The sequence below is a fragment of the Borrelia puertoricensis genome, assembly GCF_023035875.1.
Lineage (GTDB): Bacteria > Spirochaetota > Spirochaetia > Borreliales > Borreliaceae > Borrelia > Borrelia puertoricensis.
The window spans coordinates 17,551-29,211 of sequence record NZ_CP075393.1 but is presented as its reverse complement, the minus strand read 5'-3'; the positions used below and the strand labels follow the sequence as shown (position 1 = coordinate 29,211).

Sequence of the window (11,661 nt, the reverse complement as noted above, 5' to 3'; positions counted from 1 at the left end):
TATAATTTGTTAATAGTATAGAATTTATCCATTTATACAAATCATAAGTTTCCACATATAACTCATAAGTTTACTACCAAAAATTAATAGTTTATATAAAAACTCATAAGTTTATTCTACCTTTTTATATAAAATTAATAGTTTGCATAAAAAACTCAATAGTTGCCTTAAAAAAATATATAGTTACCTCCCTCTTTTCTATATTAATAGTATTATACTTATATATACATATGTTCTCTCTAAAAAATTTATTTACTAATAATATACCTTATATCCCTATTTATAAAATTAACCCTGATGAATTTATTTTAATTAGTACTCATCTTATTCTCTCCTCTAGTACTATTCATAATTTACTTGGCATTATCATGGCTTCCGGTATACCTTTAACACATTTAAAAGATCCTGGTATTAAAATATTTTATACTTTTAATAACAATATTATTACTTATACATTAAGTAATGGTCTACAGCTTCAACAATATTCTCTACTCAAGCCCAATGTTATTGCTACTTCCATTAAAAATTTAAATAAAAATATTTTATCCTCTATTCATGCATATAAAATTAACTACATTGCTAAAAATATATTCAACTTCTCTATCACTACTAAACACATAATTTCTATCTACTCTTTGATTGCTAAGTCTAAATTTACCTTCAATAATATCTCTTACAATAATACTCATCTCAATATCTTATTAGATAAGAAACCTTGTATTCTAGATTTATACGAAAAAATAAACTATATTAAGTCTTTTCACAGACTAAAACTTAATAAAAATAACCTAGATCTATTTAAAAACCATCCTAATAAAACTCTCTCTACTATCGCTTCACTAGTTGAATCTTTCTTCCTTGATCAAACATTAAACAAAAACTTACATACTCTCAAATCTTATATTAATTTACACCTCAAACAACTTGGCATACCTTATAAATCTACTAATAGATTTCAAAAACAACTATTTTCTCATATATTCTTGCAATAAAACAATGTATATTTTTGTGATAACTCATAAAAAGAATAAATAGATGAAAACTATTTTGTTCATCTTAGCAGCAATTATGTACAATGCGCTAATAAAATATGATTTGTACTATTGTAGTGAAGTACTAAAAATTTTTTTTCGCTACCCTAGCTTAATATCAATTAGTAGAAGCCTCTCTTTTTCCTATTGTTTTAATTCTTTTTTTACTCTATACTTACCTATAAGGAGACTTCTATGAGAGCTCAACCTGTTATTACTCAACAAATGGTCATCGCTGAACTTACTAAGGCTGGTATAAATAGAGATATTGCTATTGACCTGTCTTATAGGTATTATAAAAATGAGCTTACGCACAAGGATATTGAGTATTTAGAGACTACTTTTAACCTTAAGCTTGAAAAAGTTGAAGCTCTTTTACAAGCTGAAATTAAATCTCTCAAGACCGAACTCGATAACAAAATTGATTCTGTTGAGAATAATCTTAACACCAAGATTGAAAAGGTTGAATCAACCTTACAAGCCGAGATTAAATCTGTTAAGACCGAACTTGATAATAAAATAGACACTAAATTCAATGAACTTGATTCCAAAATTGACACCGTTGAGAATAATCTTAACATCAAGATTGATAACGTCAGAAGTGAACTGAAATCTGACATTCAAGATCTCGATAATAAGATTGATACTGTTGGGAATAATCTTAACACCAAGATTGATACTAAATTTAATGAACTTGATACCAAAATAGATTCTGTTGAGAATAACTTTAACCTTAAGCTTGAAAAGGTTGAATCACTCTTACACGCTGAGATTAAATCTGTCAAAATCGAACTTGATAACAAACTTAAACTTCATAATTGGATGTTTGGGACTATTATTACCATCTCTATAGGTATTTTATTAACTCTTATCTTTAAGTAATTCTTTATTTTATTTAATAAGCAATAAGTCCCTTAAATTGATACTACGCTACGCACTTATTGACTTAGCTTTTTTAGTAACCTTAACTTGCTTACCCCTTTCTCTCCCTTCAAAGCCATCTTCTACCTCTAAAGCACTTACCTCTCTCGTAACATCTTCAAGCCCCTTAACAACCTCCTCAGTTACACTAACAACTTCCCTTTGTTCTAATTTTTTAAGTAACATTTCCTTATAATCTTCATAAAACATATCCAATATATTATTCATCAACGCTCCCCGCTTAGTTTCACAATAATAATCATCATTGCCTATTTTCCAAATCGTTATATCAAGAGTCTCTCTATATTTTACTCCTAGCCAATCTTTAACGTACCCATATACATACGCGTAGTCAATATCTTCTGAATTAAGTATTGGAAAATTAATTATTTTATCCTCTCCCTTCTTAGACTGTACTTCATCGCTCATATAAATTTCCCAAAACCTATGGCGTTTGATGTATAGCCTTCTTACTAAATATTTTAAACTAAATTTCATGACATATCTCCTCTTTCACCTAAACTTCAAGTTATCATCTTATGATGAAACTAAAGTTCCTAAATTAGATATAGATAGACCCTTAGTAGTCTTAAATCCTTCAAAATTTCTATTAAGCACAACCGGGCCCAGTCTTGATAGACCGCAACCTCTATTGTAGGGCTTTAAATTATTTATGTTGTTTTCCGTGTCAACTCCCATATTCCCTGCCCTGCTTTTCTCTAAAGTAGCAAACATACTTGCCCTAGCTTGTTCTCTAAGACAAGCATTCTCTTCACGAGCTCTTCTTAAACGCTCTTTTCTCTCCATAGCTTCACGTTCAAACAACTTACTTAAATATTCTTCTCTTCTCTTTATCTCAAGTCTTAGTTTTTCTTCCGATGGATTCTCTATTTTCTCTATTCCCTTAAGACTTAAATGTTTATCACGCATCCCTTTAACAACAGATGCCCTACTCTTAACTTGTATATGCTCTCCATAAGTCTCTTTAGGCCTGTAATTGCTCTTGTACTTATTTGGGTACCAATCCCTAAATCTCCCTTCCCATATAAGCTCATAATCACTAACTATGCCATCTCTTCGCTTCATCATCATCCATACCTTGTATTTATACCTATTGCTAAACTGTTTTAAGAAATGCTGTAAGATATCTTCAATGTTGTATTCACTTTTGTATTCAATTATTGCTCTCTCTAGATTAATCAGTGCATTTATGTAAGTTGCATCGTTATTACTGCACTCTTTTACTTGGATTAGGTATCTTTTACTGATTTTATGTTTGGATACAAGCCGCATCTCTACATCATTCCTTTTGAATTTGCACTCTCTTACCTTTGGTTTAATGGATATAGTTTTTTCTAAAAGCAATTCTTTAGAATTCTTATTATTTATATAGCTTATATTAACTTTATTAAATACAGCCGGGTTCCCTACATGCGACATTTGGCTTATATTATTATGTTGACTCAACTTGGGTAGTATGTTTAACCTTTCAAGGTTTCTGTAGTTAAATGTTGTATTTTTGTAGTCTTTATCGAAATCCCCAACAATTTTTTTGTTCTTTAACTTTTCTTTAAGATCTTCTTTAAGATATTCTAAAATTATTTCTTTATGTATGTGATCAAGTTCCATATTTTGTATATAGTGAGAAATGCTTCCCTTATTTTTTCCAAACTTTCTAATTTTAGATTTTATTAACCCACTTTCATTTAGAAGTTTGAGGTCTCTTTCAAATGTTCGTCTACATACTTTTTTATGCCCGTCATTTTCTAATAATTTGCTTACAATATTGTAGATATCACTTGCTGAATATTCTTCAATTCCACTTGATTTCTTGTAGTTTTTATTCTTTGCATTTATGATCCAATAAATTTTAATCAGTCTATCGTATTTATTTAATGCTCTAATTATTAGCGATTTAACTTGTGATACACAGATTTCTTTAATATCAGAGGATGTTTTATCTTTATTTGATTCTATAAGATTATTTAGTATTAATTTTATTTTGTCTTGTGATTTGAATTTTTTTGTTTCTTTTGGTATACTATCCATATATTATCTCTTTAATCCAAAGTTGGATTTTCAGCTAAGAAGCTTTGGATTGAGGTTTTTTTATTATATATAAAAAATTCACTTTTGGCTAGGTTGAGCGTCAAAGTGATTTTTTTATATACCACTTCCTTTTCTTCCCACATTTTAGAAATAGTTTGTGTAAAATGACTAGTTATATAATAAAAAATTTTAGATAATTTGGTATTTATGATTCTTCTCATTATCATAAATACCAAGTCTATATCAATATAAAATTATTGTCAATAAACAAAGCTTTGTCTAGTAATAAAACTGTTAATCGGTTAATTTGAATATTCTATGTATTGTCTTTTTAGGCTTATTAAAATCATTTATGTCTTTTGTATAAATCAAGTATTTTTTTTATTGTGTGTATTTAAATGACTTTTTGGTTCTTTATAGACCAAATTATTTAATGTAGTTTTTACTTCTTTGAGTAAGTTTATTTGTATCGTTTCTTGAGTTTGTTCTTTTATATTTTTTATCTCTTTTTTTAGTTTGATTATTTCTTGATTTTTATCTTCTATTTCTTCCTTGATGTCTTCTCTTGTTTTTTGCATTACTCTTTTTAGTCTTTCTATCTCTTCATTTTTTTCTTGTATTTCTTCTATTGTTTTTTGCATTTCTTTTTTTAGCTTGATTATTTCTTGATTTTTATCTTCCATTTTTTCTGTTGTTTTTTTCATTTCTTCTTTTGTTTTTTTCATTTCTTCTTTTAGTTGTATAACTGCTTTAATAATTGTGTTTGTATTGGTGTTTCGGCTTTTAATGTTCTTTATTGCTTTGATTGCAGGTATTTTATGTATTTTATCATATGCTTCTAAATTTTTCTTTATCTTTTCTAATTTGTCAGCAATTATCATTTGAGTAGTTAATTTTGTTTTTCTTTGTTTTACATTTACAGTTAAATCGCTGATTATTTCTTCTGGAAGGTAATTGATGTCGTTATATGTAATATAGGCACCTAAATTTGATGCTTTTCTACAAAGAACCTGAGTACTTATTTGGTAGTTAAATTCCGATTTTAATATTTCTACTACTTCCCCAACTTTGTATAGCTTTATTTCATCTATTTTTCTCATATAATACTTTCCTTTTTTTATTTAAACTTTATTTTATCATACGTAAAAATTTGGAAATAGTTAATAAAAAATAAAAATATTGAATCAATAATTATTGCGTTTTTTATTTTCGATATAAATTTAACTTGTATAGCGATTTTTGCTTGATTTATCCATTTTATATTTAAAATAGTCATTATTTATTGACTTTTCTGTATAAATTTAGTATTTTTTTATCATAAATAATCTCGTATTACTTTCTTGTATTAAAATAAGCTACTTTGCTTTTGTTAGCTTTATTTAAAAATTAATAGGTTAGGGAAAGTGAAGTTTCTTGTTTGTCATTAAAGGCTTAAAAAAAGGAGGGTTTTAGTTGTCTAGTGGGATTAAGAGACAGATTAATATTATTGGAACTATTGCAACAACATTAATGCTTTGTGTGTCTGGAATTGGAACCTATGCCCTTAAAGGATTTTTATCTGATTTTAAAAAAGAGATGATGGAAGAATTACACATTGAATCTGAAAAGAGACTTAAAGGAGAATTTGAAGCTTTAAAAATCTTCTTAAGAGAAGACCTTAAGAGAGACATTGAAAGAGTAAATTCAGAGAGTAGAGAGATGATGGGGGAGTTAGAGAGTCTTTTACTTGAAGAGAGATTTAAAATCAAAAATGCATTTAGGGAAGAATTAGATAAATGTTTCGGTTTATTAAAAAATTTTGAAGAGGAGGGGATGTATGAGAAGTAAAATTTTTATGATTTTTTATGATTTTGCATACAAAGCTTTGAAAGATTACTTCATTAAAAAGCATAAATCAGAATTGCTTGAAGGTGCTGTGTCTTTAGAAGATTCATCTTACCAAGTTTGTGAAAAAATAAAAGAAGTAGAGAAACATAGATTAGTAGTTCCATTTCAATATAATTTCAAAGACCAAAACGTTGCTATTTGCAAATTTGGATGTTATTTTTTATGCATTTTGTTTATTGCATTTGTAGTTAAAGAAATCAAAGATAAAGTTGAGAAATATTTCGATAAGTTTGAAGTCGATTTACTCTTTAAAAGCCTTGCAACTGCTGGCTGTTTAAAAGATGTCAATTCATACGTTCTTGATCCAAATTTAATATTTAAGCATCTTGGAGTTAGTGAGGATATTCATTATCTGAATGTCCATTATTCCCCTACTCATTATGAGCCTGATAATTGTGATATTTTAGTTGGCAAATACAAAGAGAATGATTTATACCATTTTGTAATTCTTGATAATGATTTAAGTTCTGTTATTTGGGACTCACTTGGCAGTTCTAAAGCTGTAAGTAATGGAGTACTTGAGTCTTTAAGGGTATTTAAGCTTGTTGATGCGTCTCTTAGTTTTGATATTAGGCAAAGACTTGCTCTCTATAGTGAGCAGTTTAAAAATGTGTAAGTAGTAAAAAAGATATTTTGGAGGTTTGATTTTGAGCGTAGCAAAAAATGTAAATAAACTTTTTGATGCAGTAATGGCAAAAGATTTTCTACTACAAGAGTTTGGTTCTCTTTTAGGAGAATCTAAGATTGAACTTGCACGTGAGGGAATGACACTTACAAGTTCAATCTTGAATTTTATATATTCTATAAAAGATGAGATTGCAAAAAATAATGAGAACAAACGTGCTTTTGAGATCATAAATTCAAGACTAAGAGGTGCTATTGACTTAGCAATTGATGCTTGCAGGGTTTTAGAGAATGGTGAGAATTGGGATGAATATGATAGGCTTGTTGAGCTTAGAGGTCAAGTAGCTAAGGAAGCATTAGAGAAAATGGAATTAAAGGGCTAGTGGGTTGTTATGAAGTGTAGATTTAATTTTTTAAATAATTATTTGTTATCTTTATGTTTGTTATTTTTAGTATTCTCTTGCAAAGGGATTGCAAGTCTTCCAAAGGAACCTACCTTAATTGGGAGGGAAGACCCTGTAAGCTTAGCTCGTGATGAAGCTTCATTATTTGAGTATGCGTTAAGTCTTAGTGCATGGCTTATTGATGCTAAAAGTTATGTTAATGCTTATTATAAGCAGCATAAATTTCCATTATTTGAAAATTTTGACCCCACATTTAAGGGTGGTATTGGAGGAGAGGGCATTAAGGCAAGGATGGCTTATTATAAGCGTTACATAGCTTTAGTTAAACCCATTGCTATTGATATATACCGTAGGTATACCCAAGTGTCCTTGCAGGAGTAGGGCACAAGGGAGATTTAAGTTTGCAGCAAGAAGATAAAGTTGATAAGGATTTAACAGAAGGGGGTTTAACACTTAATTTTGAAGCTGACCCCTCCCCTTCTGTTCATTTGTCTTCTCTAGATATTAGTAATCCCTCTTTAGTAGTTAGTGATGAGCTAATCTCTAGTGATCATACTGACCTGGGAGTTGAATCTAATTTGGAAGCTGTTCAAACTGAAGATGTTCAAGGCGAGGGAGAGAGTCCAGAGTTTTGTGATTTAAGTATTGTCTTTTTTACCGATGAAGGTCAATTTTTTGATCTAACCCCTTACACTGATATATCTAGTATGTCTTTAGAACTTAAAATTGTAGACCCTACACTAAAGACCGCATCAAGTAGCTTTAAATTTGATGCAAATGGTCTTTCAGATGAATTTTTGGATTTCCTATTCTTTAGGAAAGAAGATGTATATGTGATCTTAAGTGAGGGAACGAAGTCATTATTCAAAGGTGTGTTAGAAAAATTTTTCAACAGAGAGGTGTTTAACTCCACTAAAAGTATTAGCTTTACTGTGAATGATTATTCTAAACTTTTGAGTGTTGTTTTTGAGAAGCCTATTCAATTTCCTATTAATTACAATCCCGATTGGCTTTATGTATATAATCCATTAATAAAGGAGCAATCAGTAGTCCATTTAATTTTAGCTAAAAGCAATCTTAAAGATTTGATTGATGATGATGGCTCTGAGAGCATTTTGGCAAAAGTGCCTGCAGTAATTATTGCTGATGGAGAGGACCTTGGGACAATTCTCTCAGCATTGCTTTATGAATTTGGATATGCATATACATTTACAGGTGATGGAAAACTACAGATTTTACCTATTTGGAAGAGTGAGGTTATAAAAAGGGATGTAAAGCTTTGCTCTATTGATGCTTCAAGTTATGTTCTGTCAAAGAGTAGTTCTAGTAGTTATGATTCAACCAGGGTTATTTGGAGAGAAGGTAAATTTCAAAGCCGAGAAGAAGCTATTTCAAATAAAAGGCCGCTTTATTCTGCTCCCATTAATGTTAAAGGATCTGGGAGTAGTCTTTATGTTGCGGTTTTGCAAAAAGGAGTAGTTTATCCTGATTTTGCAGATAAAATAGGTAGTCTTGTCTACCAGGAATATGATCCTAAATGGTTTGATACAGCTTATAAGTGGGATTTTAAGAAAAGGGAAGTATGGCATGACCATTATGCAATAAATGATCATTTAGCCATAATCTCAACACATAATCTTGAGGCCCGTTTTAGTGCTGACTCTGATATTAAACTTGTGCATGAAGAATATTATCCAACCAAATCCCGAATTTGGTTTAAAAATACATCCTCAAGTCAAGGTTCTCGTTATATTTACTACTTTGATATATATGGTGATGTTTTTTATACAACTGCTCGTAATATATTGCAGACTGATAATGCAGATGATTTTTACAGTAAGCGATTTGAGTATTCAACCAGGTTTATTTTTGATTCCAATTCGGCTTTAAGGCTTTTTGAATTTTTAACTAATTTAAGAGTTAAAGGACATACAATCGTTAATTTCAGGTCAACTCAAGAATTAGACCTTACTGATTTTGTAAAACTTAAGTTTGAGGATTATGATGTAGATCATTTTTTCTTGATTTTATCAAAAAAGATTTCCGGATTTGATATGAATATAAGACTTTACGAGTATGAAGGGATTACATGGGGAGATTACACTCACTATGATTACCTTACAACTTCTAAATATATAGGCTCTAGAGATAATTTAGAATCTATTCGTGAGGTTATAGTTGCACCTTTTAATTATATTGCAGCAAGAGATAATGATTTTGCAAGTCCCCATCTTGTTGCACCAGGCTTTAAGGATGAAGTTACAATTCAGGAGGCTTTAGACTTAGCAAAACGTTCTGGAACAAGCAAAATCAAATTACTCCCCGGTGATTTTTATATGTATGGCTCAGTTGATATATCTAATTTCGAGATTAAAGGAGATGATGGAGTTGTAATTCGGGCTGGTGGATTTGCAAAAAATATTTTCATCGCAACTCGTTCATTTAAGATGTCAAGGCTAACTATATGTCAAAAGCCTATGAGTGAACTTTGGATAAGGGGTGGTAATTTGAGTGATGAGGAGCACTTAGATTCATACCTAAAAGGTAGCGAATTTGCACTCTTTGCTAATTTGAGGTTGTGTTCAATTTATAGGATTAAAGAAGAAGAGAGGTCTTCTATTTACTTAAATGATGCAAGTTTCATTTACCTTAAGAATATTACATTTCTTTGTAATGAAGGAGTGGCTTTAGAGACAATGAAAGTTAAAAAGATACTTCTTGAGAATGTTATTTTCAGATCTACAAATTGCGGATTTGATATTCGTGATGTTGATAATATGACTCTTATTGGAGTTGAGATTGAGTCTAATAAGAAGGCATCGATTGCCAATGGAGTTAATGCAATAATGAGGGGTGGTGTTGTTAAGAAGAATAGAGATGGCTTACACTTTACAAGTTTTTCAAGTCTTAAAGTTAATGAAGTTGAATTTTTAAGTAATACAGGTGTTGCATTACAACTTGATGAAGTTGTAAATGCAAGATTTGCAGGAAATAGTTTTGTGGAAAACAATGTAGGTCTTAAGAGTAATTCTCTAGATTTATTAATGCGAGATTCATTTTTTAAAAATGAGCTTGGTATATCTTTTACAAAAAAATCGGATCTAAGTTCACGAGTTATTGATTTTAATGTGTATGAAGAGAATGTAAAAGATAAAGAGGAGGTCGCATAATTTGGCTATAAGTGATGATGATTTTGAAGAGATAAAGAGACGCTTACAAACTGATAACGTTAAGATACAATTTAGTGCTGGAGATATGGAGCAGGCGAAGAATTATATTGGTAAGCTTGGAGAGCCTATTGTAGTAGAGGATAAGGGGTTATTTGCTATTTGTAATGGTAAGAGTAGTGAGGATAGAAAATACTATCCGATAAATAAAGGTTTACCACCAGTCTTAGATGATACTTTGGATTCTTACATAGAAGATTTGGTTGAGAGATGTTTGGAGAGTACTTATCCAGGCTTTCTAACTTCTGAGTTTGCACAAGAGGGATCAAAGCTTACTAGGTCTAAATTAATTGAAGCGTTTGAAGCAACAAAAAAGTTTTGCTTACCAGATGGGAGAAGCCTTCCAGAAGATTGTTTTGTAAGGGAGAGATTTGGAATCTCATCTGCACCAAGTCTTGCGTGTAGGTTTTTAAGACACCATGACAGAAACGGTTCTTATGACTCAGTTCGTAGCATTGGAGATACTCAAAGTGACTCATTTGAAAACCATAACCACTACATAAATATAGACAGTATCAATTTTGATGGTCGTCTTGTTAGGTCTTTTAATAAACTTTACAAATCTGGAGATTGGTCTGGTGGTACTTATAAGTTTGTATATAACCTAGTACTTGGGGATTATATATCAAAGTACAATTTTCCAGATCGTACAAATTATTCAGGAGATAGTGAGACTAGGCCTAGGAATTTAACGTATTTGTCATTCTATAGATATGATTGGTGAAGTGGTGTTTATGAGTATTAGTAATAAGGATTATGATGATTTGAAAGTACGAATTGCAAATAGTAATACCTGCATACAATTTGGAGTTGGCACTTATCTTGATTCTAAAGGTTACACAGGCGAGATTGGAGAACCAATTTTACTTACAGACAAAGGCGTATTTGCAGTTTGTGATGGTAAGAGTATTGCAAATAGACGGTATTATCCTATTTGTAAGAATATGTCATCTGTATTAGATGATACTTTGGATGCTACTTTAGAGCATATGATTGATTTTTTTATAGAAAAGGTTGCTGTTGGCACACTAACTGCAAAATTTCCAATTGAAGGGACAATCTTAAATAGACATAAGCTTATTGAAGCGTTTACTAATACGGGTAAATTTTGTATTCCAGATGGTAGAAGTTTGCCATCAAATTGCTATGCAGCTAGAGTTTTAGGAATATCATCTGCACCAAGTCTTGCGGGTAGGTTTTTAAGACACTATGATGCTTCAAATTCTAGAAGTTTAGGAGCAACACAGAGTGATTCATTAAGGAGTCATAATCACTACATAAATTGTGAGAAGATTGACTATAGATCCTATGACCATTTATTTAAAGAGGCTTATCAAGCACACCGTGAGGATAGTTGGTATTGGAGTGATGGTAATTATGCTTTTGTATATAACGTAGTACTTGGTGATTATATATCAAAGTACAAATTTTCAGATCGTACAAATTATGCAGGGGGTAGTGAGACTAGACCTAAAAATTTATCTTATTTGTCGTTTTTTAGGTATGATCTCTAAATTG

At 30.5% G+C, this 11,661-nt stretch carries 12 protein-coding genes; 8 read left to right on the top strand and 4 right to left on the bottom strand.

Annotated features, from left to right (window positions below):
* Positions 1-542: 542 nt before the first annotated feature.
* Positions 543-689, bottom strand: a complete 147-nt coding sequence (locus tag bpuSUM_RS08155; RefSeq protein ID WP_247067811.1) for a hypothetical protein — start codon at positions 687-689, stop codon at positions 543-545.
* Positions 690-1,226: 537 nt separating this feature from the next.
* Here bpuSUM_RS08155 and bdr point away from each other — a divergent pair.
* Positions 1,227-1,913 (top strand): Bdr family repetitive protein, encoded by a 687-nt coding sequence (gene bdr / locus bpuSUM_RS08150; RefSeq protein ID WP_247067809.1) that lies wholly within the window; start codon positions 1,227-1,229, stop codon positions 1,911-1,913.
* A 48-nt stretch (positions 1,914-1,961) separates the two neighbouring features.
* Here the strand turns inward: bdr and bpuSUM_RS08145 are convergent, their stop codons facing one another.
* The 3 genes from bpuSUM_RS08145 to bpuSUM_RS08135 all read right to left on the bottom strand — a co-directional run bounded on the left by bpuSUM_RS08145 (position 1,962) and on the right by bpuSUM_RS08135 (position 5,101).
* A complete protein-coding gene (locus bpuSUM_RS08145; RefSeq protein ID WP_247067807.1) occupies positions 1,962-2,381 on the bottom strand; it encodes a hypothetical protein in 420 nt (139 codons plus the stop codon).
* 108 nt (positions 2,382-2,489) lie between these two features.
* On the bottom strand, positions 2,490-4,001 hold the full coding sequence (locus bpuSUM_RS08140; RefSeq protein ID WP_247067805.1) for a plasmid maintenance protein: 1,512 nt from the start codon (positions 3,999-4,001) through the stop codon (positions 2,490-2,492).
* Between the two features lie 368 nt (positions 4,002-4,369).
* Positions 4,370-5,101, bottom strand: a complete 732-nt coding sequence (locus bpuSUM_RS08135; RefSeq protein WP_247067803.1) for a hypothetical protein — start codon at positions 5,099-5,101, stop codon at positions 4,370-4,372.
* Positions 5,102-5,453: 352 nt separating this feature from the next.
* Here bpuSUM_RS08135 and bpuSUM_RS08130 point away from each other — a divergent pair, with 352 nt between their 5' ends.
* From bpuSUM_RS08130 to bpuSUM_RS08100, 7 genes are read left to right on the top strand one after another with little or no spacing between them, the layout of a single operon-like run.
* The gene (locus bpuSUM_RS08130; RefSeq protein ID WP_247067801.1) at positions 5,454-5,828 is read left to right on the top strand and encodes a hypothetical protein; all 375 of its coding nucleotides are present in this window, start codon (positions 5,454-5,456) and stop codon (positions 5,826-5,828) included.
* The gene (locus tag bpuSUM_RS08125; protein WP_247067799.1) at positions 5,818-6,504 is read left to right on the top strand and encodes a DUF261 family protein; all 687 of its coding nucleotides are present in this window, start codon (positions 5,818-5,820) and stop codon (positions 6,502-6,504) included. The genes bpuSUM_RS08130 and bpuSUM_RS08125 overlap by 11 nt, the downstream gene beginning before the upstream one ends.
* Positions 6,505-6,535: 31 nt before the next feature.
* The gene (locus tag bpuSUM_RS08120) at positions 6,536-6,895 is read left to right on the top strand and encodes a hypothetical protein (RefSeq protein WP_247067797.1); all 360 of its coding nucleotides are present in this window, start codon (positions 6,536-6,538) and stop codon (positions 6,893-6,895) included.
* A gap of 9 nt (positions 6,896-6,904) precedes the next feature.
* Positions 6,905-7,297, top strand: a complete 393-nt coding sequence (locus tag bpuSUM_RS08115) for a BBA14 family lipoprotein (RefSeq protein WP_247067795.1) — start codon at positions 6,905-6,907, stop codon at positions 7,295-7,297.
* Between the two features lie 20 nt (positions 7,298-7,317).
* Positions 7,318-10,086, top strand: coding sequence for a NosD domain-containing protein (locus tag bpuSUM_RS08110; RefSeq protein ID WP_430644670.1), 2,769 nt, complete (start codon positions 7,318-7,320; stop codon positions 10,084-10,086).
* Between the two features lies 1 nt (position 10,087).
* A complete protein-coding gene (locus bpuSUM_RS08105; RefSeq protein WP_247067793.1) occupies positions 10,088-10,867 on the top strand; it encodes a hypothetical protein in 780 nt (259 codons plus the stop codon).
* Positions 10,857-11,657, top strand: coding sequence for a hypothetical protein (locus tag bpuSUM_RS08100; RefSeq protein ID WP_247067791.1), 801 nt, complete (start codon positions 10,857-10,859; stop codon positions 11,655-11,657). The genes bpuSUM_RS08105 and bpuSUM_RS08100 overlap by 11 nt, the downstream gene beginning before the upstream one ends.
* Positions 11,658-11,661: the final 4 nt, after the last annotated feature.

What these genes read in the sequence shown, in the direction of transcription:
- bpuSUM_RS08155 (WP_247067811.1), bottom strand. Translation starts at nt 689, where the DNA reads ATGAGTATTATTGTAAGAGATATTATTGAAGGTAAATTTAGACTTAGC.
- bdr (WP_247067809.1), top strand. Translation starts at nt 1,227, where the DNA reads ATGAGAGCTCAACCTGTTATTACTCAACAAATGGTCATCGCTGAACTT.
- bpuSUM_RS08145 (WP_247067807.1), bottom strand. Translation starts at nt 2,381, where the DNA reads ATGAGCGATGAAGTACAGTCTAAGAAGGGAGAGGATAAAATAATTAAT.
- bpuSUM_RS08140 (WP_247067805.1), bottom strand. Translation starts at nt 4,001, where the DNA reads ATGGATAGTATACCAAAAGAAACAAAAAAATTCAAATCACAAGACAAA.
- bpuSUM_RS08135 (WP_247067803.1), bottom strand. Translation starts at nt 5,101, where the DNA reads ATGAGAAAAATAGATGAAATAAAGCTATACAAAGTTGGGGAAGTAGTA.
- bpuSUM_RS08125 (WP_247067799.1), top strand. Translation starts at nt 5,818, where the DNA reads ATGAGAAGTAAAATTTTTATGATTTTTTATGATTTTGCATACAAAGCT.
- bpuSUM_RS08115 (WP_247067795.1), top strand. Translation starts at nt 6,905, where the DNA reads ATGAAGTGTAGATTTAATTTTTTAAATAATTATTTGTTATCTTTATGT.
- bpuSUM_RS08100 (WP_247067791.1), top strand. Translation starts at nt 10,857, where the DNA reads ATGATTGGTGAAGTGGTGTTTATGAGTATTAGTAATAAGGATTATGAT.